24 protein-coding genes and 1 pseudogene are annotated in these 26,079 nt (G+C 66.5%); 9 read left to right on the plus strand and 16 right to left on the minus strand.

Annotation, left to right across the window (positions count from 1 at the left end; translation table 11 throughout):
* Window positions 1–591 precede the first annotated feature (591 nt).
* Complete coding sequence (locus tag F3J15_RS18740) at window positions 592–1,029, plus strand: ATPase (protein ID WP_166893347.1); 438 nt, start codon at window positions 592–594, stop codon at window positions 1,027–1,029.
* A 182-nt stretch (window positions 1,030–1,211) separates the two neighbouring features.
* On the opposite strand, the gene F3J15_RS18745 is transcribed toward F3J15_RS18740, so the two are convergent.
* From F3J15_RS18745 to F3J15_RS18780, 8 genes are all read right to left on the minus strand, one after another.
* Complete coding sequence (locus F3J15_RS18745) at window positions 1,212–1,898, minus strand: DUF429 domain-containing protein (RefSeq protein WP_166893349.1); 687 nt, start codon at window positions 1,896–1,898, stop codon at window positions 1,212–1,214.
* Between the two features lie 9 nt (window positions 1,899–1,907).
* Window positions 1,908–2,432, minus strand: a complete 525-nt coding sequence (locus F3J15_RS18750) for an HD domain-containing protein (RefSeq protein ID WP_166893351.1) — start codon at window positions 2,430–2,432, stop codon at window positions 1,908–1,910.
* 120 nt (window positions 2,433–2,552) lie between these two features.
* The gene (locus F3J15_RS18755; RefSeq protein ID WP_166893353.1) at window positions 2,553–6,023 is read right to left on the minus strand and encodes a YhaN family protein; all 3,471 of its coding nucleotides are present in this window, start codon (window positions 6,021–6,023) and stop codon (window positions 2,553–2,555) included.
* Between the two features lie 3 nt (window positions 6,024–6,026).
* Window positions 6,027–7,277 carry a DNA repair exonuclease gene (locus tag F3J15_RS18760; protein WP_166893355.1) on the minus strand — a complete coding sequence of 417 codons (1,251 nt, stop codon included), beginning with the start codon at window positions 7,275–7,277 and terminating at the stop codon, window positions 6,027–6,029.
* 64 nt (window positions 7,278–7,341) lie between these two features.
* A complete protein-coding gene (locus F3J15_RS18765) occupies window positions 7,342–7,884 on the minus strand; it encodes a CbrC family protein (protein ID WP_166893357.1) in 543 nt (180 codons plus the stop codon).
* Window positions 7,885–7,962: 78 nt separating this feature from the next.
* Entirely contained in the window at window positions 7,963–8,571 is a 609-nt protein-coding gene (locus tag F3J15_RS18770; RefSeq protein WP_144020747.1) for a hypothetical protein, read from the minus strand.
* A 124-nt stretch (window positions 8,572–8,695) separates the two neighbouring features.
* Window positions 8,696–9,466 (minus strand): hypothetical protein, encoded by a 771-nt coding sequence (locus tag F3J15_RS18775; protein ID WP_166893359.1) that lies wholly within the window; start codon window positions 9,464–9,466, stop codon window positions 8,696–8,698.
* Between the two features lie 363 nt (window positions 9,467–9,829).
* On the minus strand, window positions 9,830–10,372 hold the full coding sequence (locus tag F3J15_RS18780) for a hypothetical protein (RefSeq protein ID WP_089487587.1): 543 nt from the start codon (window positions 10,370–10,372) through the stop codon (window positions 9,830–9,832).
* A 307-nt stretch (window positions 10,373–10,679) separates the two neighbouring features.
* Between F3J15_RS18780 and F3J15_RS18785 the strand changes: the two genes are divergently transcribed.
* Window positions 10,680–11,057 carry a hypothetical protein gene (locus F3J15_RS18785; protein WP_166893362.1) on the plus strand — a complete coding sequence of 126 codons (378 nt, stop codon included), beginning with the start codon at window positions 10,680–10,682 and terminating at the stop codon, window positions 11,055–11,057.
* Between the two features lie 37 nt (window positions 11,058–11,094).
* On the opposite strand, the gene F3J15_RS18790 is transcribed toward F3J15_RS18785, so the two are convergent.
* Window positions 11,095–13,080, minus strand: coding sequence for a gamma-glutamyltransferase family protein (locus F3J15_RS18790; protein ID WP_069249937.1), 1,986 nt, complete (start codon window positions 13,078–13,080; stop codon window positions 11,095–11,097).
* 223 nt (window positions 13,081–13,303) lie between these two features.
* Window positions 13,304–14,260, minus strand: a complete 957-nt coding sequence (locus F3J15_RS18795; protein ID WP_166893364.1) for a LysR family transcriptional regulator — start codon at window positions 14,258–14,260, stop codon at window positions 13,304–13,306.
* 102 nt (window positions 14,261–14,362) lie between these two features.
* On the opposite strand from F3J15_RS18795, the gene F3J15_RS18800 reads away from it, so the two are divergent.
* From F3J15_RS18800 to F3J15_RS18815, 4 genes are all read left to right on the plus strand, one after another.
* A complete protein-coding gene (locus F3J15_RS18800) occupies window positions 14,363–15,487 on the plus strand; it encodes an aryl-sulfate sulfotransferase (RefSeq protein WP_166893366.1) in 1,125 nt (374 codons plus the stop codon).
* A 58-nt stretch (window positions 15,488–15,545) separates the two neighbouring features.
* Complete coding sequence (locus F3J15_RS18805) at window positions 15,546–16,901, plus strand: uracil-xanthine permease family protein (protein ID WP_166893368.1); 1,356 nt, start codon at window positions 15,546–15,548, stop codon at window positions 16,899–16,901.
* Window positions 16,902–17,175: 274 nt separating this feature from the next.
* A complete protein-coding gene (locus tag F3J15_RS18810) occupies window positions 17,176–17,688 on the plus strand; it encodes a DUF2165 domain-containing protein (protein ID WP_166893370.1) in 513 nt (170 codons plus the stop codon).
* 81 nt (window positions 17,689–17,769) lie between these two features.
* Window positions 17,770–18,708 carry a site-specific integrase gene (locus F3J15_RS18815; protein WP_166893372.1) on the plus strand — a complete coding sequence of 313 codons (939 nt, stop codon included), beginning with the start codon at window positions 17,770–17,772 and terminating at the stop codon, window positions 18,706–18,708.
* Between the two features lie 41 nt (window positions 18,709–18,749).
* Here the strand turns inward: F3J15_RS18815 and F3J15_RS18820 are convergent, their stop codons facing one another.
* From F3J15_RS18820 to F3J15_RS18840, 5 genes and pseudogenes are all read right to left on the minus strand, one after another.
* Window positions 18,750–19,229, minus strand: a complete 480-nt coding sequence (locus F3J15_RS18820; RefSeq protein WP_069249931.1) for an RES family NAD+ phosphorylase — start codon at window positions 19,227–19,229, stop codon at window positions 18,750–18,752.
* Complete coding sequence (locus F3J15_RS18825) at window positions 19,226–19,681, minus strand: antitoxin Xre/MbcA/ParS toxin-binding domain-containing protein (protein ID WP_039362838.1); 456 nt, start codon at window positions 19,679–19,681, stop codon at window positions 19,226–19,228. Before F3J15_RS18825 ends, F3J15_RS18820 begins: the two co-directional genes overlap by 4 nt.
* A 357-nt stretch (window positions 19,682–20,038) precedes the next feature.
* Complete coding sequence (locus F3J15_RS18830; protein WP_166893423.1) at window positions 20,039–20,242, minus strand: DUF1289 domain-containing protein; 204 nt, start codon at window positions 20,240–20,242, stop codon at window positions 20,039–20,041.
* Window positions 20,243–20,497: 255 nt separating this feature from the next.
* Window positions 20,498–20,774, minus strand: a pseudogene (locus tag F3J15_RS18835) (catalase); the annotation flags it as partial.
* A 115-nt stretch (window positions 20,775–20,889) separates the two neighbouring features.
* Entirely contained in the window at window positions 20,890–21,531 is a 642-nt protein-coding gene (locus tag F3J15_RS18840; RefSeq protein ID WP_089449026.1) for an HD domain-containing protein, read from the minus strand.
* A 214-nt stretch (window positions 21,532–21,745) separates the two neighbouring features.
* Here F3J15_RS18840 and F3J15_RS18845 point away from each other — a divergent pair, with 214 nt between their 5' ends.
* From F3J15_RS18845 to F3J15_RS18855, 3 genes are all read left to right on the plus strand, one after another.
* Window positions 21,746–22,711 (plus strand): GlxA family transcriptional regulator, encoded by a 966-nt coding sequence (locus tag F3J15_RS18845; protein ID WP_166893374.1) that lies wholly within the window; start codon window positions 21,746–21,748, stop codon window positions 22,709–22,711.
* Window positions 22,712–23,027: 316 nt separating this feature from the next.
* Entirely contained in the window at window positions 23,028–23,339 is a 312-nt protein-coding gene (locus tag F3J15_RS18850; RefSeq protein WP_069250304.1) for a DUF4148 domain-containing protein, read from the plus strand.
* A 348-nt stretch (window positions 23,340–23,687) separates the two neighbouring features.
* Window positions 23,688–24,401, plus strand: coding sequence for a dienelactone hydrolase family protein (locus tag F3J15_RS18855; protein WP_069249928.1), 714 nt, complete (start codon window positions 23,688–23,690; stop codon window positions 24,399–24,401).
* 144 nt (window positions 24,402–24,545) lie between these two features.
* On the opposite strand, the gene F3J15_RS18860 is transcribed toward F3J15_RS18855, so the two are convergent.
* Complete coding sequence (locus F3J15_RS18860) at window positions 24,546–26,078, minus strand: efflux transporter outer membrane subunit (protein WP_166893378.1); 1,533 nt, start codon at window positions 26,076–26,078, stop codon at window positions 24,546–24,548.
* Window position 26,079: the final 1 nt, after the last annotated feature.

Raw genomic sequence — 26,079 nt, forward strand, 5'->3', positions numbered from 1 at the left:
AATATGAATCACTTCATAAACCTGACTTACTTTAGTGTGAGACTCTTGATACTTTCGCTATCTGATCCGAGGATCAGCTCGCTTCCATCAAGCGCCCACACTTATCGGCTGTTAATTTTTAAAGAGCATTCTGCGAGAAACTTCGCGTTTCTCAGCAGCGCTGCGTTTTCAGCAGCAGAGAAGCGAAATTATGAACCGTGTTTCGCAGTTCGTCAACAACTTTTTTACTGCGCCGTTGCGACTGCGGGGCTCAACTTCCAGGCCGGCTGCGCGCTCCAGACTGCTGCGCACCACCCGCCCTGCTTCCCTTCCCCCGCGCCGGGTTTCCGTTAGCGCGAAAGAGGCGTGATTCTAAGCACCCACCCCCATCTACGCAAGCCCCTTTGTGAAAATATTTTGAAAAAGCCCCCGTGCGCTGACGCACACGGGGGCTCGGGTACGACCGGCCGGGCATCACGACACAGGCCACGCTCTATTGATGTGACGTATACCTCTCGTCCCGCTATATATAAGTATGAGGTCGCCGAACGGGCAAGGAATCGGGTGCCGTCGAGTATCATGCCGCGACCGAACCACGCACTCATAGCTACGATGGACAGCACCACTCAACCCGGCGACGCCGACCTTCGCGACGAATATGCAGCGCTGCGCGAGCGCGCCGTCATCCTGGAAGAACAGGCTCCCCCGCTTCTGCAACGCATCTCTGATGTATTGCCGCGGATCAGCGGCGAATCCGAACTGGCGGACGAGCACCGCGAGCGACTCGTCGGCGCGCGCAACGCAGCGATGGTCTCGATCGAAAACTATCAGCAGGCGATTCCTTTCCTGCAGACGGCCGACTCGATCATCGAGCAGCTGGACAAGACGCCCGAGCGCGACGAAGACATCGAATGGCGTGAATCGCTGCTGCAACGGCTCGACGAGCTGATCGACGTCGCGGTCGTGATGATCAACGATGCGGAAGGCTACTTCGATCAGGCACAAGCCTGCGATCTGTCCAGCGTGCCGAAAGCCATCCTCGAGGATTAAGTCACGCCGCTCGGGATCGCGTCGCGCACCGGCGTCATGTCGTGTGCGCCCGCCATCCCGATGCTTGCCAACCGAAAGTCGCAGCACGAGACGCCTGGGTCGTCACACAGACCAGGAGGTCACGCTCCTCCCGCAAAAGCTCACCTTTTCGCTACGCCCCTCGCCCGGGCCGCGCGACCCGACTACAGCGCGTCGAGAACGATCGTCTCGCTCACGATCGGCACGCGGATATATCCGCCCTCCGCATCGCCATACGCGTGCGCATTCCCGTCGATGACGCATTGCGCCGTCAACGCGCAAAGGGTCGCGTCTCGCGCATCGACGGACTTCAGCGTCGACACGTCGACTCCCAGTCGTTCCAGCAATTGCCGGCGCTGGTTGCGTTTCTGCTTCGCCGATGCGACAGCCCTCCCCAGCATCGCGCAGGTGATCGCATAAGGATAGGTTTCGAAGCTCGCGCGCCCGCCCGCATAGCGGGCGCCGCTCAGCAGCGGATAGGCGTCCGCGAGCGCGCGGTAGACACGCTCTCCCATGAACATCCAGTCGAAGAAGCCAGACGTGCTCGCAACCGCCTGCTCCCGAGACGGTGTCGGAAAGCACGAAATCCGTTCGCGCGCGAGCACCTGTTCGGCCGCGCGGCGCCCACTCCCCGTCCACCACAGGCTCGGTGCGTCGACACCGACGGCCACGACATCATGGGCGAGGCACAGCGCAGGCACCGCTTCGGGCGCGATCCGCTCCTCGCGACAGACGACCGTCCGTCCGCGCAGGATCACGAGATCGCATCGCTTCTTTTCGCCACCCACATCGACACCCGCCACGGCCTGCGATTGCCGCGCGACGGATCCGACGGATCGAGCCGATCGCATGCGGGCGCCTCAGTCCGCCGGCCGTGCGTCGTAGGCGGTGTCGAAGATCGCCTCGAGACCGGGATGCACGCCGCGCATCGGGTCGACAACCGACTTCGCCCAGTCGAAATACGCCTGCTTGCGTTCGAGCGGCCAGTCCGCGGGCGGATGCCGCGCGATGTCGCGCAGGTTGCAGATCTTGTCGGCCAGCTTCACGAGCTTCGCGCGCCGGCTGATGGTCGCCGCATGCTCGACCTGCAGGCGCCTGCGCTCCTCCTTCGGCAGCGACTTGTCGTCGGTGACTTCCATCACGATGTCCGCCACGTCCTTGCCGAACAGCCGCAGCAATTCCTGCTCGGTCGTCTCGGTGTCCTCGACCGTGTCGTGCAGCACGGCCGCGACGATCACGCGCTCGTCCTCGACGCCGGCCTCGTTGGCCAGCACATCCGCGAGCGCGATCGGATGGTTGATGTACGGCGACGCTTCTTCGTCCTTGCGCCGCTGATTGCGATGCTTGTCCGCCGCGAACGCGATGGCGGCTACCAGCTTTTTCATATTCCCCCCTCGTGTGGCCTGACCGCGACCGGCAGAACCGGACGCGTGCATTTCGGAACCGCACATACTACCTGTTCGCGATGACCCTGCCCGTGCGTCAGCATCCACGCACGCCCCGCATCACGCACCGGCCGGCGCGCGCTGCAGTTCGACCACGTTGACCCGCGCGCCGAATACATCCCTTACGAGCGGCAGCAGATGGTCGTGGTGCGTCAGGAACAGCACTTGGGTTCGCGTCGACAGATCGCGCAGCGCATCGAGGCCGGCCTTCGCGCGCGCATCGTCAAAGTTGATGAACAAGTCGTCGGCCACGAACGGCAGTGCGGTCCGGCTGCCGAGCTGCAGTTCCAGCGCCGCGATCCGCAGCGCGAGGAACAACTGGTCGCGCGTTCCTTCGCTCAACCCGGCGACCTCGACCGATACCCCCTTCGTCCGCCGTGCATACAGGGCGGGCGGCGTCCGTTCGGTATCGACGGTCAGCCGCGCGAATTCGCCCAGCGTAAGCCCGGCGAAAATCTCGCCCGCACGCCTGAGCATCGGCCCCTGCTTCTGGTCGCGATAGCGATCCGTCGCCCACTTCAGCAACCGGCTCGCCGTGGCCGCCTCCAGATACTGTTCGGCTGCTTCGCCCATCGCCGCCAGCGCTTCCTGGCGTTTCGATTCGGCAACGGCCGCGTTCGCCTGGCCGTCGATCGCGCCGAACGCCTGATCGGCCACGACCTGCTGCTGTGCAAGCTCGTTCAGCCGCTTGCCGACGTCGCCGAGCGACTGCTTCACCGCTTCGAGTTGCGCCGGTACGTCGGCGATGTCCTGTTCCGCGACTTCCGCTTCGACGGCGGAACGGGACAGGCCGTCACCATCGCGCACCAGTGCCTCGTGCGCGGCATCGACCGCCTGCCGAAGCTGGCGCTGGCGATCCGAGCGTTCGGCCAGTGGCAGCGCCGCGTCGATCGACTCAACGCCGGCTAGTTGCAGCAGCGGCTGGATGCGTGCATCGGCACCGGCCACCGCGGCAGCCGCGTCCGCGACCTTGCCGTCGGCCTGACGCACGGCCTCGTCGGCACGACCGATCGCACGCGCAATTTCTCGGGCGGCCGCGAGGCGCATCGTCAGCCGGCGCGCGACGTCCGGCCAGTCTCCGCTCGCCAGCCATTCCGGCGCGAGCGCTTCGGCAAGCCGCCTTGCGCCCGCCTCGAGCGCGGCCAGCTCGGCGCGGATCGCGGCGATCCGGTTGCGCGGCGCATCGGCATCGGCCAGTTCGGCCGTCACCGCGTTGGCGAGCCCGAGCGCACCCTCCGCCGCAGCCAGCGTCGCCGCGCTCGCGGACAGCTTGGCGTCGGCCAGCGCGTCGCGCCATTGCGCATGCCACGCATCGTAGGCTGTCTGCGCGTGGCCGGCGCGCGACTGTGCCGTCGCGCATCCGCGTTCCGCCTCCCGCGCGCGATCCTCCAGGCTGTCCTGCTGCGCGAGCGCTTTCTCGGCCGACTGCACGAAGGTCTCGGCGATCGCGACGAGCGCCGCCAGGCCATCCGACTCACCGCCTCGCGACACGGTACGCAGTGCCGTGCGCAGCGTGGTTTCGGCACCCGCCCGCGCGGCGCGAATCGTGTCGAATTCGCGGCGTAGCCGGTCGAGATCGGCCTGCGCGGCGAACACCGTGTCGCGCTTCGCAAGCCAGTCGCCCATCGCCGCCAGCGGCATGCCGGGCACCGCGGCCGCTGTCGCGAGCGCGGCCCATGCGTCGCGATGCGCGGCGAGCTCACGCTCGCGCTCGTCCAATGCGGCCTGCCTGCGCGTCACGCCGGCATGTGCGGATTCGACCTGCTGACGCAGCGACTGCAACGTCGCCGCCGCCTGCGTCGCGCCGAGCTGTGCATCGACGAGTTCGTCCGCAAGGCGGATCGCGTCGTCGACCGCAGGCGCGCCCGTTGCGAGATCGACCGCGCCGCTGCGGATATCACCCCACGCGCCGTCGCGTCGCGCACGCGCCGCCAGCACGTCGGCGGTCGTGACGACCTTGTGGTTCTCCGCGAAGTGCTTCTCCTGCAGTTCGAGCCGCTCGAGCTCTTCGAGCGCGCCGTCCCGCGCGTCGCGTGCAGCCGCGACCGCACTCGCGCGTTCGCTGCCTTCCTTCAGCAGCGTGCCGAGCCGCGCCGCCGACGGCACGTCGAGCGCACGCAGCGTATCGACCGGCATGCGCCATTGGCCGAGCGCATCGAGCGCGCCGGACAACGTGCGTTCGGCGGCGGCGATTTCCTGTTCGAGCGCCTGCTCGCGCTGGCCACTGTTGCGAAAGCCCTGTGCATCGGCCAACGCCGCACGCAGCGCCTCCGGCACTTCGACGGTCGACAGGCGCGCCTGTTGTTCCTGCACCTGCGCAAGCTCGCGCGTGCGCTCGTCGAGCGATTCGCGCGCGCCGGCAAGTGCCTGGTGCAGCGCACCGTGTTCGCGCAGCAGGTTTGCAACGGTCTTCAGTGACAACGCGGTCGGCAGCGACGCGCGCAGCGACGCTTCGTCCGTCGGCCAGTCGAGCTGGCCGGCCGCTGCAAATGCAGCGGACAGGTGCCGCTCGACATCCGCGCCGAGCAACAGCAGATCCTGCGCGTGATTCATGCACGCGCCGCGCAGCCGGTCGAGCGCTTCGATGTCGGCTTCAAGCGCCAGCGTGTCGGCGTCGGCGTCGATCGCATCGCGCGCCTGCCGTTTTGCATGCAGGTCGGCACGCCGTTCCTCGAGCACCTTCTGTTCGGCCGCGAGATCGCCCTGCGCCTTCAGCAGGTCCGCATACGCGGTGGGCGGCAACTCGACGACCGCGCCCAGCTCCGCCAGCGCCGCGTCCTTGACCGTCAGCTCCTTCAGGTACGGCGCCAGCCGTCGCACGCGTTCGAGCTTCGAGCGCAGCGCTTCGAGCCGGCGCTGTTCCGCGCGTGCCTGCTCGATCTGCTGTTCGACCGCTTCGCGCGCGTCCTTGCGTTCGACCCAGTCGCGCGTGCGCACCTGGACCGTCTTCAGTTCGGTCACGGCTTCGTTGAACGACGATTCGGCGAGTGCAAACGCGCTGCCGCTGCGACGCGGCGCCCACAATTCGAGCGCGCGCGCATCGAGCTCCTCACGCACCGGCCCGAGACTGCCGACACCCGCAGCCGATTCGAACAGCACCTGGCCGAGCTTGTCGGAGGCGTCGAGAATGCTCCGGCCGCCGTCGACCAGACGCCCGTGATCGAGCCCGAACATCTGTTCGAAGAATTCGCGCGTGGCGCCGTCGAGGACGGCGGCCAGATAGTCGTCGGGCAACTTGTCGTCGGCGGGTGTGCGCAGCGGACTGCGCCCCCGCGCGCGGTGGAACGCGAGTTCGCCCGTGCCGCTCTCCAGCACGCCGCCGATCCGCAGTTCGGGCGTGCTGTGCAGGAAATCGAGCGGCGTCTGCAGTTTCATCCCGAACAGCAGTTCCGACACGGCCGTGCGAATCGTCGACTTGCCGGCCTCGTTCGGCCCCACGATCACATGGAAATCCTCGCCGGCCGACGGGAATCGCAGCGTCTCGTCGGTGAACTTGCCGTACTTGATCAGATCGAGCTGGTTGATCCGCATTCCTTACTCCCCCCTCGCCAGCCGCGCGAGCAACGCGGGCCCGACCTGTTCGACGAGTGCCGTGAGCTCGCCCGCGCGCGCCATCGTCAACAACGGCACCTCTTCCTTCACGTCGCTGCGCACCTTGCCGACGAACGGCTTCAGGTCGCGCTCGAGCAGCTCGAGGAACTCCGGATCGCGCGCGGCGTCGGCCAGGATCTGCTTCAGGTCCTCCAGCGCTTCAAGCTGCTCGCTTTCGCCCGGCTGATGATCCGCCGCGGACGTCGCGAGCCGGACCTTCTCGAGCCACAGCCGCTCGTTGCCGATGATGCCGATCTGGTTCAGCACCTCCGCACGCAACTGCGGCGCACGGCCGAAAAAGAGACCATGCGCGGGTGTGCGCCCCGTGACCGTCACGCGCACCGCGCGCGGCACATGGCCGTCGACGGTCAGCAGCGTTTCCAGCGACTGGCCGATCTTTCTCGACAGGTCGGCGACGGTAAAACAATCGACCGCATCGACCGACACGGCTTCCCACCGCAGCACGTCGAGATACAGCCGCTCGACCTGCGTGCGGCCCTGCTCGACCGTCACGAGCACCGCGCCGCGGCGGCCCGTCTCGCGAATATGGCGCCCCTGCAGGTTGCCGGGAAACACCACCGTGGATGGCCCCGACCATTGCTGGAATTCGTGCACGTGGCCGAGCGCCCAGTAGTCATAGCCTTTCGCATGCAGTTCGGCCAGCGTGCACGGCGCATAGTTCGCGTGCGCCGCATAGCCTTCGAGCGCCGTGTGCAGCACGCCGATGTTGTAGTAACCGGGCACCGGGTCCGGATAGCCGATCGCGAGATTGTCGACGACAGCCTTGTCCTTGAAGCTCTGCCCGTGCAGCGCGACGTCGAATTCGGGCAGCCTGTGAGTTTCCGCCTTGCGGTGGCCGAACACGGTGACGTTGTCGGGCAGCGTCAGCTTCTTCGTCATCTCGCTTTCGGCATCGTGGTTGCCGCCGAGAACGAACGCGCGGATGCCGGCCTTGCGCAGGCGCCCCATCTGCTGGCCGAAGAAGATGCCCGTGTTGTGATCTTTCCAGTCGCCGTCGTACAGGTCGCCGGCGATCACGAGGAACGCGACTTCCTCTTCGATCGCACGATCCACGAGCTGCCGCAGCGCCTCGCGCGACGCGTTGCGCAACTGCGCGGCCGGCGCGTCGGGATACGCGCTCAGGCCGTGCAACGGGCTGTCAAGGTGTATGTCTGCCGCGTGGATGAACTTCACGAAGATTCCTCTGTTTCATGACGATGGGGCCAGCGACCGCCGTGCGATGCCGCCAGCCGGGCCATCAATCGCAATCCTGGTAGCCGCCGAGTTCGCCGCAATGGATACAGCGAAACATATACGCTGTCGGCGAGCCGTCCTTGTCGAGTACCGCGAAGAAGCGCGCCCATTCGGCGCCCTCGGCGAGTCCGGTCGATACCCGAATCGATGCAACGGCCTGCGGGCCGAGCGCGGTCAGTTCGCCGGCACCCGCACGGCCGATGAACTGCCCGCCATCGCCGCAATGCGTCCACCACCGTTCCTGCTGCCAGCCCCGAAAGCCCGGCGTGCGACAGGCGATTTCATCGACGACCGCGTCAGGCACTTCATCCCATTCGCCGCCGCCGATGCCGTACGTATCGGTAAAGACTGCATCGAGCCGCGCGTGTGCCGAACCGTCGGCGACGCACCATGGGCAGATGCATTGCTCATACTCGTCAACCGCATACACGGGGCCGGCGTATACGTAACCACGTGCATCACCGCAGCACACGCAGCGCGCGTCCGAGCGGATCACGCTGCCCGTTGCGAGCGGGTCCGGATGGTACCTGAAAGCGGGCAGCGACATGAGGTTCTCCGTCGTACCGGAACATGGGGAAACACGCGATGCGCATTCGAACGGCCATTGTGCCGCAGCCCGGCCACGTTACTGCGGAATCCCGGTCTCGACAAACGTGCCGTTCACGAAACGATAGACGCGATGCGTTGCACCGCCGTGAGGGAGAATTTCCCATCGGATGTCGATGCCGACCGGGTCGTCGCGCCACGCGATCGCCAGGTAGGGCGATTGCGCTCCACCGTCGGTGTCGAGCGAAACGGAGTCGAGGCAGCTTTGAACCGGCAGCGAGAAACGCGGCACGGCATGGGCGCCGTGCAGTTCCAGCACGTACAGCGCCCCTTCTTCGCCCGCGCCGCAATATCCGGTCGGGCGGCTGCTCGACGAGCGGTTGACGACGACCAGCAGATAGTCTTTGCCGTCGATCCGCTTCGAGCGGTCCGACGGAAACGCGACGCTCGATGCATCGGCCAACGCACGGCGGAGCGCGGCCGGCACGATCAGTGCCGTTTTCTTGTGGCGGGTGGCATCGACCTTGAACAACCTCGGGCGCACCCATTCGATCTCGTGACCATTGGCGAGCCGCACCGCTTCGGGCGCCGGCGTTTCGGCGAAGGCAACGGCGGCGCTCGAGGCCAGCAGCGCCAGCGCCGCGAGCTTCAACGCAATCGATTTCGTCGGGATGATCCGTGTCCGCATGAATCGCGCAGGATGGTCGTGAAGTTCATCGCATGCGCCGGCATGCCGTTCGGGCAGCCCCGATCCAGGATCGCCCCGCGCGCGTCGTTCGTCACGACGCACGCGGCTGATCCACGAGGTGCCGTCACTCGCCACGCGGTACCGGCGGCGGCGCATAGCCGTTGTCATTGCCGGGGAACGGATTCGCGTTGCGGCGCAGCGCTTCCTCGTCGCTCTCCTTCTGCGCGAACACCGCGACGCCGATCACGCCGACGTTCGCGGCATCGCCGTACTTCGAATTCGCGACATAGCTGTCGGGCACCGCCGCGAAGCGGAAGGCGGCGACTTCGTCACGGCTCTTGCGGAAACCCTCGATCGTCAGCGTGCGGCCCGGATACAGCACGTAACCGCCGTTCGTATAGCTGCCGGGCCGCCCCGACAGCACGTCGAGCCCGTCCACGCTCGACACGATCTCGAACGTACGGCGCCCCTGGTTGCGAAGCACGATCATGTAGCGCGAACCTTCGACGCCCGCCATGTGCCAGCGGCCGTCACTGCGCGCGAGACGCAGCGGCGCGCCCTTTTCGTCCGTGAACGACAGCGCGATGTCGCCGTTGGCGAGCGCGACGCGGGTCGGCAACCGGCGAACCTGGGACGCGGGAGGATGTCCGGGCAACGCGTCGTTGTAGTAGACCGACGCAAGATCCGTCGGCTTCGCCGGATCCGCGCGCTCGAAATCGACCTGACGGGTTTCGGATCGCACCGACTCGCCCCATGCAGTGCCGAGCCCGCGGCGTTCGCTGGCGTCCGGTGCGGCGGCGGATGCGCTGGTACTGCCGGACGGCGGGGGCGACGCTGCGCAGGCGGCCAGCCAGAGCACGCAGGCGAGCGCGAGAAAACGGAACAGGATGTTCATGACGTGATGCCTCGGAATGTTATCGGGCCGCGCCGGGCTGGCCGGAACGGCGTTTTGGTGTCGTCTGTCGTCACGATGTCGATCGGACATGCTGGCCCGTATCGGCCGGCGCCGCGATCGCGGCAACCCGCCAACCGGGAGCCTCGCTATTTAAGCATGGCGGAAGGGCGATGGGCAGGGGGCGCACACGCCGCCCGCTGCCGGTTCGTGCCTGCGGGCATCAGGCTCGTCGCGTCGCCGGATGGGTGGCGAACGCCGACGCATCCCGGTATCGAGGATGAGATGAACGGCGCACCGCGCGCGCCAATAAAAAAAACCCGGCCCGCATCGAAGCGGGCCGGGCTTTGTCGGGAAGCGTGACGCTTACAGCGCGCCGCCTTGTGCCGACGCCGAACCCTTCACGCCGACCGATGCGCCACCCTGCACCGAGTTCGTCGCGCCTTCGAGCGCCTCGCCGGCCTTCGCCTTCGCGCCGCCTGCGACGTCGCCTGCCGTCGACACCGCGCCTTGCGCGTGGCTCTTTGCCGTGCCCGCGACGTGCTTCACGTGCGATTTCGTCGAGTGGGCGGCCGATGCGGCGGCATCCTTCGCGGTGCCCGCTGCCGAACCGACCGCTTGCGTCGCACCGCCAACCGCGTCGCCGGCTGCCGAGCCCACGCCGCCGACCGTCTTGCCGACGCCGTTCAGCGCGCCGCCAACGACGTTGCCCGCGCCCGAACCCGAGCCTGCCGCATTCGCGCCGGCACCGGCCTGCACGCCCACGCCGCCACCGAGCAGCGGCGTCTGAACCTGCGCGCCGACACCTGCGGAACCCTGGGCGCCGGTCTGGGCCGTCTGTGCGAACGCAGCCGAAGTCGCCATCGCCGTCAGTGCAGCACCCACCAGAATCGTACGAATCTTGTTCATGGTCATTCTCCCAAAGACGTTGTTGCTGCGGGCCGCCTTCGTGCGGCTTGTCGCATGCCTTGCCGCGACGTGCGGCAGGTGGAGCTAATGTAGCGGCGCGGACGAGCAAAACGACTGATTTGCGGGGACTGTTACTTCCGTTGCAAATGCTGACGATTGACTCACACTGTTTGACAATCGGGGGCTTGTGGCGGAATTGAACGGTAGATCGGGGAAGCTGGAGGCGTGCCGCGCGGAGCATGCCGCGACCGATCGGGAAACCAGGCAGGCGAAACGGCTAGCAGGGAAACCGGCCGCTTCTGCAAGCATGCCAAAGCACGTGTATCGGCCAGCCGTCGGTGCGACCCGACAACCGGCTCCTCGCGATGAGTTCAATATCGTCGGATACGCATGCCGCCACACCGGCGTTCCCCGCTGCGCCGAACGCGAGCTTGAACGCTTTTTCCCTCAGCGCGCTCACGGCCGCCCGGTCGACCGCTGTGCCTGGATCGCCATCGACTTCGTCGAACGACGCCATCCACTGCGCATCAAACGGCTCGGCATCGCGACTGTCCAGCGCGCGGTCGCAATCCAGGTCGCCGAGGAACTCGAAAAACCCGGCACCGACAGGATCGCATCCATGTCAAGCAGATGCGCGTTCGTCATTGCGTCTCCTTCACGATGCGCGGCCCCGACCGCCCGTTGATGCAGACAGGCAGTCCGGCGCCGCGCGTCCTGCCCGGTTACGGTCGGAACGTATCGCCGAGCACGACGCCTTCACGACGCGGATCGGTGCCGCCCTGCAACGCGGGCGACTGGCCGACCGTGACACGCATCACGGTATTGACGCCGCTCGCCTGCGCGGACGTCGACACCTTGTGCCCGAGCGCGAGCAGCCCTGTGATCAGCGGATCGTTCGCTCCGTTGTTCGTCGTGTTGACGTTTGGATGCTCGCCGCCGATCGTGGTCGTCGGGCTGTTGCTCGCGCCGAAGTCGACGAGCCCCGCCGACTGCTGCGCATCGAGCCCCCAGTCGAGCGCGCCGACGAGCGTCTTGACCACATACTGCGGAATCGTGCCGCCGCCCGGCGAACCGGTCGCCATCACGAAATCGCCGCGCGAGCCGTCCGCGGCCTGCCCGAACACGATCGTCGGCGCCATCGAGCTGCGCGGCCGCTTGCCCGGCTGCAGGCGGTTGGCCACCGGATTGCCCGCGCTATCGACCGGGTTCGCCGAAAAATCGGTCAGCTGGTTGTTCAGCAGGAAGCCGTTGGTCATGTGGAACGAGCCCATGCTCGACTCGACCGTGGTCGTCGCGCTCAGCACGTTGCCGTCGCCGTCGACGATCGTGAACTGGTTCGTGCCGTGCTCGATCAGCGTCGTGTCGACACCGAGCGGCACTGCACCCAGATTGCCGGGCTGTGCGGTGCCCATGCTCTTGGCCGGATCGATCAGCGCCGCGCGCGATTTCAGGTACGGCTTGTTCAGCAGCGTGTTCCACGTGCCACCCGGCAGCGGCACGAAATCCGTATCGGCCACGTACTTGTCGCGGTCGGCATACGCAAGCCGTTCCGCCTCGGTGATGAGGTGCACACCCGCGACGGTCGGCTTGCCACCTTCGAGATCGATCGCCGTCGGCTTCAGCGACTTCAGGTCGTAGTTCTCGAGAATGCCGAGCGCCGACGCGACCGCGATGCCGCCCGACGACGGCGGCGGCATCCCGCATACCCAGTAGCTGCGATAGGTCGTGCACACGGGCTCGCGGCGCTTCGCCTGGTACGCGGCCAGGTCGGCTACGGTCGTCTTGCCCGGCGTGAGCGTCGACCCGTCCGCGCCCTTCGTCGTCGCGATCTTCGCAACGATGTCCTGCGCGATCTGCCCCGTGTACAGCGCGTTCGCACCCGACTGCGCCATCAGCGTCAGCGTGCGTGCATAGGCCGGATTCTTCAGCACGGTGCCGAGCGTCTTCGGCGTCCCGTCGGCGTTCAGGAAATACGCGGCGGCCTCGGGGTCACGCTTCAGGTTCGCGGCATTCGCCGCGATCGCGTCGGCGAGCCGGCCACCGATCGGGAAGCCGTTGGTCGCGAGCGTGATCGCATCGCCGAACAGGTTCTGCCACGGCAGGCGGCCGTGATCCTGCTGCAGCGCCTCGATCAGCCTCGGCACGCCGATCGTGCCGATCGACCGGCCGCTCGCCCGTGCGTTCGGCAGCGGCGCGGAGTGGTCGGTCGCGTCATCGACGTAGCGCAGATAGTTTTCCGTCGCGGCGGCCGGCGCGGTTTCCCGGCCGTCATACGCCTGCAGCGTCTTGCCGCGCGCATCGTAGTAGAGCAGCACGCCACCCGACCCGAGGCCCGTTGCCTCGGGCACGGTCAGGCCGAGCACGGCCTGCACGGCGACCGCCGCGTCGGCGGCCGTGCCGCCCTTCTTCAGCACCGCGCAGCCGGCCGCGCTCGCGTAGGCGTTCGACGTGGCCACCAGATAGGTCTTCGCATAGACCGGCTTCATCCCGGTGCGATAGCCCGACGACGCTTCCGGCAGCGACGGGTCGCCCGGCTGGTTCGAGCCGACCACGACCGTCGCGCCGCTGTTGTCGACCGCGAGGCAGCTCGCATCGGTGGAAGGTGTCGGCGTGCGGCCTGCTTCGTTCTCGACGTCGCCGCCGCACGCCGTCAACAGGGCGGCCGCGAGCAATGCGGACGCATACGGAAAAATCGCTGTTCTGTTCATTGTCTGCCGATGTTCTCGTAGGTCGTTGCGATGGACATCACGCTGCCTGCGCCCCCCTCGGTGCGCCGGCAACGCGTTCGATAGTCCCATGAACAAAATTTTTTCCGCAATAAGGGAACGGCGTAGTACGGCCCGATGTTGTGTGCGCAACGTCACCGATTTCGCATGCGGGTTCGCGTGTTGCACTGCATCGCAGTGCGATGCGCCCGCGCGGCCGATGGCGTTACTTTGCTGCCCGACGGCGCTTGCGGGCTGCCCCGCCGTCCCGCGCGAATCCGCTCTCCATCGCGTCGATCGCCTCGGAGAAGAATTCGAGGAACATCGTCATCGCGACGGTCGCGCTCATGTCCGCCCGCTGGTAGATGCAGCTGAACGAGCGGGCACCTGCATCGGCAAGCGGCGTCCACGCGAGCCGGCCGGCGGCCACGTCGTCCGCGACGTTCTCGGCGATCAGGAAGCCGACGCCCGCGCCTTCGGCCGCGAGGCGCCGCACCATCGGCACCGAGCCCGTCTCGATCAGCGGCCGCACGTTGCGCGGCTGTCGCGCATCGATCTGGTCGAACATCGCGCGCAGCTCCGTGTCGGGCGTCATCAGGATCAGCGGATGCGCGAAACAGTCGCGCAGCCGCACCTTGCCGCCGGACGCCGCCAGCGGATGGCCCGGTGCCGTGACGACACCCAGCGGCTGAGCGAACGCGCGCACCTCGACGACGCCCGCCGACGTGCGCCGGCGCAACGCATAGCCGATGTCGGCCTCGCCTGTCTCGACCCAGCGCACGATGCTCTCGCCGTTTCCCGAGCGCACGCTGTACGTGACGCCCGGATAGCGCTGCATCGCGGCGAGGATCGCGTCGGGCACGAGCCTTTCCGCGGTCGACGCGGGTACTGCCAGGTTCACGTGCCCGCGCCGCAGCGCGCGCAGGTCCTCGACCTGCGTGAGCGCGTTGTCGAAGTCGCGCTGGCCGCGCCGCACGGCCGCGATCACGATCTCGCCGGCGAGCGTCAACTGCATGCCGCGCGGCAACCGGTCGAACAGCGGCACGCCGACCTGCTCCTCGAGATTGCGGATCTGCTGGTGCACCGCCGCGGCGGTCAGGTGCAGCGCGTCGGCCGCCTTGCGAATCGAGCCGCGCCTCGCGACCTCGTCGAAACAGCGGAATGTCTGCGATATCGAACGCATGAAAGGTCCGTTAGATTTTTCCGAACAGGCCGTCAAGAATAATCCGATTTTACTGACCGTCCGGATCGTCTAGATTCCGCTGCATCCCCGTATCCGATTCGAATGGAGACAGCCGTGACAACCGTCGACCAGATTACCCAGCGCCGCCGAGGCGTCGGCCTCATCGCCCACGATCCCGCCCTGTCCGCGGGCGGCTATACGCTCATCGCGCCGCAGACGGCCGACGGCAACGTCTATCTCGTCGGCATCGACGGCGAAGTCGCCCATCAGTGGAAGATGCCCGTGCGCCCCGGCCGCCATGCGGTGATCCTCCCGAACGGCAACCTCGGCTATAACGGCAACCATCCGCAATCCGAATCGCGCTATGCGCCGTGGTCGATGTGGCATGGCGGCGACTTCTACGAAGTCACGCCGCAAGGCGAAACCGTGTGGCGCTACGAGGATCCCGCGCACCACCACGATGCGCAGTGGCTGCCGAACGGCAACCTGCTCTACGCCGCGTGCGAACCGGTCGATGCCGCGTTCGCGCGGCGCGTGCCGGGCGGCACGCCGCACGGCGACGACGAGGTGATGTATGCGGACGTGATCCGCGAAGTGAACCGGGCCGGTCAGATCGTCTGGGAATGGCATGCGCGCGACCATCTGCGGCCCGAGGATTTCCCGATCGCGGCCGGTTTCGGGCGCTATCACTGGCCGCTCGTCAACGGCCTCGCGGTCGATGCGAACGGCCGCGTGTTGATGAGCCTGCGCACGACGTCCGGCATCATCGGCGTGAATCGCGAAACCGGCCGCGTCGACCTGCGGATCGGGCCCGACGTCGTGTCGCACCAGCATGCGCCGGTGCCGCTCCCGAACGGCAACATCCTAGCGTTCGACAACGGCAATTTCCGCCACGGCGCGCACGTCGTGTTCTCGCGCGTCGTCGAGATCGATCCGGCGACACAGCGCGTCGTGTGGTCGTATGCGGATGACGTCGTGAACCTGTTCTACACGCCGTTCATGGGCAACGCGCAACGCTTGCCGAACGGCAACACGCACGTCACCGAATCGTCGACGGGCCGGCTGTTCGAAGTGACGCCCGCCGGCGAGGTCGTCTGGGAATACGTGATTCCGTGGTTCGCCGAATACCCGGACGAGGCCGCGCGCAAAACCGGGCCAGGCCAGCTCAACAGCGTGTTCCAGACGTTCCGCTACAGCGCCGCGCAACTGCCCTGGCTGCGGGCCTGACCTTCCGTTCACCGCCGGTTTCCGGCGCTCGTCGCCGTTCGCTTCGAAGGGGCCTGCCGTGTCGCACGATCCGAACCCAACGCCCGTCGACGCGCGACTGCCCGCATGGCAGCTCGCGCTGTTCGGGCTGCAGCACGTGTTGTCGATGGCCGCGTCCCCGATCACTGCCGTGTTCCTGATCGCAAAAGTGCTCGCGCTGCCGGCGGACCTGACGGTCCAGTTGATCGGCGCGACGTTCTTCGCGTGCGGGATCGGCACGCTGGTCCAATCGCTCGGCGTCGGCGCGATCGGCGCGCGCATGCCGTTCGTGATGGTGCCCGGCGGTGCACCGACGATGCTGTTCGCCGGCATCGCCGCGCAATCATGCCTGCCGACGGCGGCCGGCTCGGCGTTGCTCGCCAGTGCGTTCTACTGGGTGCTGTTGCCCGTCTTCACGCGCTGCCTGCGGCTCTTTCCGCGCATCGTCGTCGGCGCGATGCTGCTGCTCGTGTCGGTCAACCTGATCCGGATCTACGCGACGATCGTCGTCGGCCAGCCCGGTTCGGCCGATTTCGCGCAGCCGCGCGCGCTCGGTCTGGCGCTGGCGACGATCGTCGCCACCGTCGTCGTGGCCGGTGCGTTCCGCGGCACGCTCGGGCGACTCGCGGTGCTGATCGGCCTGATGGCCGGTGCGACGCTCGGCTGGGCGCTCGATGCGATGCCGGCGCTCGCCGACGTGTGGCACGGCCCGCTGTTCACCCATCCGGTATGGCTGCCATTCGGGATGCCGCGCTTCGACGTGGTGGCCGCACTGCCGCTGCTGATCTTCACCGCGATCTCGATGGCCGAGGCCACCGCGCAGACGGTCGCCGTCGGCGAAACGTGCGGCAAGGCGATCTCGCTGTCGCGCGACGTGCCGAAGACGATACGCGGCGATGCGCTGGCGTCGCTGGCCGGCGCGCTGTTCGGCACGCCGTTGATCGTGACCAGCGCCGAGAATATCGGTGTCGTGCAGACGACCGGCGTGCGCTCGCGCTACGTGACGGCCGCTGCCGGCGCGATCCTGATCGTCATCGCGCTGTTCGCGCCGCTCGCGCGGCTCGCGTATGCGATTCCGGCCGCCGTGGTCGGCGGCACCGCGCTGGTCGTGTTCGCAATGATCGGCGTGATGGGCATCCGGCTGCTCGCCGGCGTCGACCTGCATGCGCGCGCCAACCAGTACACGCTTGCGGCCGCGCTCGTCGTCGGCCTTGCGCCGATCCTGGTACCGAACCTGTATCGCCATTTCGGTGCGCCGGTGCAGATCGTGCTCGGCAACGGCATGGCGGCCGGCACGCTCGCGGCCATCGCGACGCAACTGGCGTTCACTGCATTGGCGCGACTGAGCGGACAGGCAGGAACGGCAGCGGCAACTGCGCCTTCGCGCGACGCATGACGGCGGCGGCCGGCAGAGCCACCCCCGCTTGACGACACCCGTCGTTCGACCGACAATCGCCGCTCCCTCCTGGCGCGGGCACTCGATCCAGCCGGCGTGTGCGTCTCCTCGACGCCACCCCGGCTTCAGGTTTTCCAGTCCCGATCTCCGCGCCGCCGTGCCATGCACGCAAACCGCCGGCCCCGCCGGACACGCTCACGCAGGTATCGCCCCGAACGCCGGCTGATCGCCGCGCGGTCGCGCTTTCGCCCGCCCATTCATTTCGGAGTCCATTATGATGGTTCGTCTTTCCAAGGCAGCCATGGTGCTTGCCGTGGCCTTTTTCGCCTCGCTCGTCGCGTTCGGCAACATCACCGACTACGCGACGAATTTCGCGTTCGTGCATCACGTGTTCCTGATGGACACGACGTTCCCCGGCAACGGGATCATGTATCGCGCGATCGGCACGACGTGGGTTCATCATGCCGGCTATCTCGGCATCATCTCGATGGAAACGCTGACGGCCGTACTGTGCTGGATCGGCGGGGTCCGCCTGCTGCGCGCGCGACGCACCGGCGATACGGCATTCCGCGCGGCCAAGGCGTATGCGATCGCCGGCCTGACGCTCGGCTTCCTCACGTGGCAGGTCGCCTTCATGTCGGTCGGCGGCGAGTGGTTCGGCATGTGGATGTCGAAGCAATGGAACGGCGTGCCGGATGCGTTCCGCTTCTTCATCACGCTGCTGCTCGTGCTCGTCTACCTGACGATGAACAACGACGGCATCGACGACACGCGTACCGCGCACTGACACGTCGCTTGCATCGGGCCGGGCGGCCAAAAGGACATCGGGACGATTGCCGGCATGACCGCGTCCGGCTATAAATCGTGCATGGACACGAATCGCTGGATTCACGACCCCGTTGGCGCCTTCCGCGCGTGGCAGGAAACCGCCGCGACCGGCGCCGATCGCCGACCGTTCGCGCCGCGATCGGTCGTGCAGCACGTCGCGATGTTCGAACGGTTCCTGCGTTATCTGACCGGACGACGCGTGTCGGTGGCCACGTTCGGACCCGACCACGTCGTGGCCTTTCTGGCGGAACTCGATCGCACCTGCGCGCCCGGCACGTCGACCCGCGTGCGCTACGCAAAGCTGATCGACCGGCTGGGCCGGCATCTGGTCGAAGTCGGCTTGCGCAGGTTCCATCCGGCCGGCCGGACGACGCGCGATTTCGCATGGCCGGACAGCGAGCCCGAGCCGTGCTATCTGCCGCCCGATGCCGACGCGGCGCTGCAGCGCCACGTGCAGCCGCGAGCAAACGACACGCCCACCGACTGCCGGAATCGCGCGATCGTCGCGCTGCTGCTGGCGAGCGGCATCACGTCGGCCGAGATCCGTGCGACAACCTGCGACGCGCCCGATCTCGACGCGCAGCCGCCTGCGCTCTCCGTGCCGCGCGATCGGGCGCGGCCGGCGCGTCGAATCACGCTCGCCGAATTTGCGCTGGCGCCGCTCGCCGCATGGCGGGTGCGCTCGACAGATACACCGGCATCCGCGTTGCTGTTTCCCGCGCCGCGCGGCGGTGGCGCGATGAACGACATGTTCCTGCTGCTCGTGGTGCGCGACGCGCTGACCGCGATCGGCTTCCACGCGACGGACATGAGCCCGCGCGTGCTGCGCAATACGTATGCACGCCGCCAGTTGCTTGCAGGCCACGCGCATGCCGACGTCAGTGCAATGCTCGGTCTTGTCAGCACGCGAACGGTCACGCGCATCCGGCAGACACTGCCGCCCGATGCGGCCGCGGACCGCGCCGCACACGAACGCTGATCCCGCCCGCGCTCGGCGCGGGCCGCGTGTCGTTCGGCGCCCTATTCGCCCGGCGGCGACTGGATCAGCCGCAGAATACGGGTGTCGTACGGCGATTGCATGACTTCCGCGATACGGACCTCGGAAGCGGCCGGATGCAGCGGATTCAGCAGGAAGTTGTGCGCGTGCGGCACGACGACGCTCGGCACGCGCAGTAGCGCGCTCGGCTGCGTGTGCAGCCATTCGGTGCCGGCGCTGCGGGTCCAGTCGACGTTGGTTCGCCAGTCGTCCGGCGCGTCGCCCTCCGCGATTTCGGCGATATCGATCGAATCGGCCACCTCGATGCGAAGCAACTGGTATCCGCTCGGCAATTGCGCCACCGTGGCGATTTCGAAATGAACAAGCGTCTCGAGCAGTGCGAGCGCCGGATGCTCGGCGAGATATACGACGGGCTGCCCGGCAAAATGCCAGCGGCCGCCGGCGCGCAACCCGCCGATCCCCTTCAGATCGGCGAAATTGCTGATCCGCCACAGCGTCGTCAAGCGAAGTACCCTTCGTCGATCTGCGTGAGGACCTCCTCGACGAGCCGCGCGCCATGCTCGGTGCTCGCCATGTCGAGCGACGTGCGGCCGCCGAAGCGCTGAAGCCCGTTGCGCAGCCACGCCATCGCCTTCTCCTGGTCGCCGAACGTGGCCGTCGCCTGCGCGACGATGCGCGCGAGACGGATCGCCTTGTCGGATTCCTCCTGCGACAGGCGTTCGTGCGCCTGACGACGATGGCTCAGCGTGCGACGCGGAATGATGAAGGCGAGCTCGTCGGATTTCAGCCCGCGCTCGGACAGACGGTCGATCACCGAGACGTCGACGCGTGCGCTCGCCAGCTCGGCAAGATCGGCCCCCGATCGGACACGGATCGCCAGCAGCTGTTCGAGAATCGTGAATTCGGCCTGACGCGGATGCGCGACGCCCGAAGGATGGAAAGCAATGGTGCTCATAACCTCTCCCGGCAATTTGCCCAATCATTATAGGCGTATTGCCGGAAACATGCGGACGTGGATGATGGGCGCGCCTGAGGTGCTCAGCAAGGTGCGCGCGAAGGTGACATGTCCCATTCACCTGGAGGCAAGCTTCTGTCGCCGCGAATCGAAGATTCGCCTGGGGGTGGGGAGCAATTATTCAGTATATAAAGTCACGGCAAATGTCGGACGGTTGTCACGTAACAACTTTTCAATTTGTTTCATTTGCTCCCATTTCGCCGGTTCATCCCTCCGAACAAGGTCGAGCGATACGATCAGCACAAGGAGATGTTCTTCAAGCGTGCCACCGTCACCGGGAACGCCGCTCCCGACGATTTACCGTCCGCCGCGACGGAATCGCATCGCCGTGCACGCGCGCCGGATGCGTTCCCATATCGCGCGTTTCTCGTCATCGTTCATGAACACCCAGTGCGAGACCTCGTCGGCCGTTCGGCCGCATCCCTTGCAGACATCGTCGAACAACGTCGAGCACACACCGACACAGGGGCTGTCGGGTAAGTCATGAAGTGTGTAAGCCATTGGAACGCTCGTATCGGTTGAAAATCCGGCAGCGTAACGAGTCACGCTCCCATACACGGGTACCTTTCCGCCCGCGACGCGGCCGATGCCACAACACCCACCCGCCCTGCTTGCCTCGACGACGCAGCCAGCCGAACCTGTGTCGTCGCGATGCCCGCGTCATACAGTCGGCCCGGACTTCGCGCAGTTGTCGACTTGTCGTGAAGGATGGCCTTCGACACCCGGGCGATGTGACGCGCGCTGCTATCCAACGACGTCTGCCGCACCCCATCCGCCGCTAACCGTCGGGAAGCACGCAAACACCAGCGTCTGCTTACCGATTACCGAGGCGGTTTCCGCCCTCACGCATCGGCCGACCTCGTCCGTCACGGCAAACGTGCCGTACGCGCCGCCCCCCCTTCGCATGCATGCGCTGCGCCGGGATCACCGCGCGATCGCGCCAGACGTCCTGCAACGGTGCGGGGCCGCTCGGGCCGGCTGTCTGAATGATGGCGTTGCCGCCTGACGATGCGGCGTTCACGTGTGCCCGGATTCGATCGCGCGGTTGCCATATACAATCGCACTACTTAGTAATTCAGGAGCCACGATTCGCCTTTCGCGCACGACCTTCGCTCAATACCCGAGATCGTGCGCCATCCCGCGAGCAATCAGCCGGCCCACGCGGACGACCGGATCACGCTGCAGAAATTGCCTGCGTGGAAATGCGGATCCTTGTCGGCGAGCACGTCGGCCTTCACGTTGCCGAACGTCGTGCCAGGCTTGTGCTTGATCCCGTCGTAGAACGCCTGAATGATGTCTTCCTTGAAGTGCGGCGTACGCGGATGCGCACGAACGACGGCCTCGCGCTCCACGTCGCTGTATTCCGGATACGTTAGGCCCAGCACATCCATCTCGACGCCCGCGGTAACGAGCGCGATCACCGGATGCATGTGCTGCGGGATGCCCGGCGTGGTATGCAGCGCGATCGAGGTCCACACGACGTCGATATCCTGCTGCGAGATGCCCTTGCCCTTCAGGAAATCGCGGGCGGCGTTGGCGCCGTCCACCTCGAAACGCTCGCACGCGCTGCTGTGTTCGTGCGTGAGCCCCATGTCGTGGAACATGCAGCCGCAGTAGAGCAACTCGGGATCGTATTTCAGCTCGCGCCGCTGGCCCGCAAGCGCCGCGAAATAGAACACTCGGCTGGAATGATGGAACAGCAACGGAGACGCGGTATCGCGAACGAGCTCGGTGATCTCGCGCGTCAGTTGGCTATCGGGAATGGTGATGCCTGCAACGTTCTCAGTCATGATCGACCTCCATTGAAAACACCCTCGATTCTCCGGAGTCCGATAGCTGTCTCCAATAGACGTGTTACGTCATATCCTGCCATTTTGCGCGATGGACGGACACGGCGCCCGCGCAGCGAGAAGAACACCGGAAACAGGCCCGTCTACGAGCATCGTGCGCAGCTGGCGCCTCTATACTGCTACCCGTCACGTTCGACACGACACACAAACGATCATGCCGAAGGTCGTAGGAATTTTCGCCGTTCCGGGCGTTCAACTGCTCGATGTCTCCGCACCGCTCGACGTCTTCGCGCAAGCGAACGCCGAATGCGGGAAGCCGTTCTATACGTTGCGGATCATTGCCAGCGAATCCGGTCCGATCCGCAGTTCGTCCGGTGCGCAGTTGCTGCCCGACTGGATCGTTCCCGACATTCCCGAGCGCATCGACACGCTGCTGGTCGCCGGCGCGCCGAGCGCCGGCCGGATCGCACTGCGCACCGACGTCCTCGCATGGCTGCGGGCGGCAGCCGTACAGAGCAAGCGCTACGGCTCGATCTGCACCGGCGCGTTCATCCTCGCATCCACCGGCCTGCTGAAAGGCCGTCACCTGACCACGCACTGGGCGGCGGCCGACGCGCTTGCCGAAGCCTATCCATCGCTCGCCGTCGATGCGGACGCGCTGTATGTGCGCGACGGCAAGCTGCGCACCGGCGCCGGCGTCACGGCCGGGCTCGATCTCGCGCTCGCGCTGGTCGAGGAAGATCTCGGCCGCGAGATCGCGCGGCGCGTCGCCGCGCAACTGGTCATGTTCTTCAAGCGCCCGGGCGGACAACTCCAGTTCAGCCGCAGGGGCGAGGCGCGCCCCGCCGGACGTTCGGTACTGCAGGAGGTCCAGCGCTGGATCGCGGCGAATCCGGAACTCGAGCATTCGGTGGCGGAAATGGCGAAGCATGCAGGCATGAGCCCGCGCCACTTCGCACGCCTGTTCCGCGCGGAAGTCGGCATGACGCCGGCCGCATGGGTCGAGGCAACCCGCATTTCCGCCGCCCGCCACTTGCTCGAGAACGGTCACGACACGCCGAAACAGGTCGCCGCGAAATGCGGCTTCGCGAATGTCGATACGCTCAGGCGGTCGTTCACCCGGCACGTCGGAATCACGCCTGCCGAATACCGGAAACGGCAGGCGGTACCGGTCGAGTGACGCGGCAGTTCGCGCGATACGGAACGAACGCTATCAACGGCCTCACTCAGATACTTCGAAATGCGATTTAACTGATCGTTTTGTGGCCCCCGCCGCTCGACGATATCGCCCATGCGTCGCTCCGTCCGCAGTCCCTATCAAGCGCCGGACAGCCTCGCAATCATCAGATGAAATACCCATCGCTCCGGATCGTTTACCCAGTTGCAATAATCATTCGCTGGAACGCGTATTTCCGACCGGTAACGCGATCGCTACGATGCAATCAACCGCTGAACGCAACAAGCGAAGCGCGAAATCAATGAAACCGGAGGTCATCATGAAGTCGTTCATCTACGCTGTCGTCGCCGCAACCGCCCTGTCCGCCTCGTACGGCGCATTTGCACAATCCAATCCGTCGGGCCAGTTGACGCGTGCGCAGGTGCGTGCGGAACTCGTCCAGCTCGAACAGGCCGGCTACAAGCCCGAAGTCTCCGACCCGTACTATCCGCGCGCGCTGCAGACCGCCCAGGCCCGCGTGACGAACGCCGATGAAACCGGCTACGGCGCGCAAGCCGCCGCTGGCGTACGCGCCGGCCGCGCGATCGCGGTCAAGCAGGATGGCCGCGACTCCGTGTATTTCGGCCAGTAAGCCGGAGACGCGCCCGCGTATTCCGATACGCGCGCAGCAAACGAAACACCCCGCTCTGAACTGCACCCCAAAAGTTGGATTTTTGATCCGACCTTTGGGGTGTTTGTTTTCCGGTCGCCCGCTGCCGGAACGGGGTTGCGCGCCCGATCGATGCGATCTTGCGGATCGCGTGCCGCGCGGCTCCGTTCACGACGGCAGCCTGTGTTTGCGCATAGAATGGCCGCGTGGTCGGTGCCGGCCGAAACGAACGCGAGCGGAACCACGACGCACGGCTTGTCCGATCGTCGCCGCGCCCGCAGGCCGGCCCCGATGCCGCACTCATCGCATTTTTCGAATAGGAGCGGTTTCATGTCTCAAACATCCGGTTCCATGATCACGTTTCGACGCCCGGACGGCCAGGAACTGCAGGGCTATCTCGCCACGCCGGCCAAGACCGAGGGCGCACCCGCGGTCGTCGTCATCCAGGAATGGTGGGGGCTGAACGACCAGATCCGTGGCGTCGCGGATCGCCTCGCGCGCTGCGGCTACTTTGCGCTCGTGCCCGACCTGTACCGCGGCAAATCGACGGTCGAGGAAGAAGAAGCACACCACCTGATGACCGGGCTCGATTTCGGTGACGCGGCTTCGCAGGACATTCCGGGCGCCGTGACGCATCTGAAGACGCTTGCCTCGCGTGTCGCGGTGACGGGTTACTGCATGGGCGGCGCACTCACGCTGCTGTCGCTGCAGTTCGCCGATGCGGACGCGGGCGTCACGTGGTACGGCCTCCCGCCCCTCGACTACCTCGATCCGGCGAAGCTCAAGGTGCCGCTGATGGGCCACTGGGGCACGCAGGACGCATTCTTCGCGATCGACCAGGTCGATGCACTGGAGAAGAAGCTGACCGATGCGAAGGTCGATCTGGAATTCCATCGCTATCTCGCGCATCACGCATTCGCGAACGAAACGGCTGTCGGCCCCGGCCGCATCGCCGGCACGCAGTTCGATCCGGTGTGGTCGCAAATGGCGTGGGATCGCACGCTGACGTTCTTCGGCCGCACGCTTTGGGAAAAGCAGGCGTAACGTAACGCCGCTTCCAACGCGAGCGGCTACGCAGACTGCGTAAAAAGAAACGCCACGGATTTTCATCCGTGGCGTTTTCGTTTTCACATCGGGCAGCCGCCGCGAACAGGGGTCATGGCTTCTTGCCCCTGCCCGTGATCCTGCTTACCCGTTCGTCGCCGTTGCCGACGCGGGCACCGGAGCAGCCGCCTTGTCGTAGTCGACCGGTGCATCCGGCGCGCGCGGCGTTTCGCCGGCGCGCTGAACCCACCCGCCGCCTAGCGCTCGATAGAGGGTCACCAGGTTCGTCCAGCGTGCCAGACGTGCGCTGATCAGCGACTGCTGTGCCGAATACAGGTCCGTCTGCGCGGTCAGCACCGACAGGTAACTGTCGACGCCGTTCTTGTAACGCAGGTCCGACAGGTCGAAACGTCGCTGCTGCGCATGCTCGTTGCGCTCGAGCGCCGCGATCTGCTGGTCGTACGTGCCGCGGGCGGCGAGACCATCCGACACTTCGCGGAATGCCGACTGGATCGCCTTCTCGTAGTTCGCGATTTCGATGCGCTTCTGCACGTGCGCAAGATCGAGGTTCGCGATGTTCGAGCCGCCTTCGAAGATCGGCAACGCGATGTTCGGCGCGAACGACCACGCCGCCGTGCCGGCCTTGAACAGGCCGCCGAGCGTCGGGCTCGCCGTACCGAACGCGGCCGTCAACGAGATCTTCGGGAAGAACGCCGCGCGCGCCGCACCGATGTTCGCGTTCGCCGCCAGCAGCGTCTGCTCGGCCTGCATCACGTCAGGACGACGCGTGAGCAGATCCGACGGCAACCCGGCCGGCACGTCCGTCAGCAGGTTCTGCGCGTCGAGCGGCATGCCCGCCGGCAGATCATCGGGCAGCGGCTCGCCGATCAGCAGCACCAGCGCGTTCAGCGCCTGCGCGCGTGCCCGTGCTTGCGCCTGCTGGTTCGCGAGCGCCGTCTCGACCACCGTCTGCGCCTGACGCAGCTCGAGCTCGGAGCCCGTGCCGTTGTCGAATTGCAGCTTGGTCAGGTCGTACGACGCCTGCGCGGTCTTCAGCGTGTTCTCCGTGACCTTCAACAGATCGTCGGTCGACAGCAGCGTCAGGTATTGATCCGCCACCTGCGACACCAGCGAGATTTCCGACGCCTGCCGCGCGTACGACGTCGACAGGTACTGCGCGAGCGCCTGATCCTTCAGGCTCTGCACGCGGCCGAACAGGTCGAGCTCCCACGACGCCGACAGCCCGACGTTGTAGGCGCGCGAGATGTACGGCGCACCGGTCTGCGAAAGACCCTGCGGCACGCGCTGGATATTGCCCGTGCCCGTACCGTCGAGCGTCGGGAACAGCCCCGCGCGCGTGATCTGGTACTGCGCGCGCGCCGCCTCGATATTCAGCACCGACACGCGCAGGTCGCGGTTGTTCTTCAGCGCGATCTCGATCAGCCGCTGCAGGCGCGGATCGACGAAGAACTCGCGCCAGCCGATGGCGGTCGCAGCTTGCCCGTTCGCGCTGCGCGCGCCGGCCGCACCCGGCTGCGTCGCGTAGACGCCGCCGGCCGGGTACGCCTGCGCGACCGGTGCGTCGGGCCGCTTGTAACGCGGCGCCATCGTGCAGCCCGCGGCGAACAACGCGGCAGCCAGGGCGACCGCGGTTGCAGTCAAAGCGTGTTTTTGCATC

Source organism: Burkholderia sp. Ap-955, assembly GCF_011753045.1.
Lineage (GTDB): Bacteria > Pseudomonadota > Gammaproteobacteria > Burkholderiales > Burkholderiaceae > Burkholderia > Burkholderia lata_D.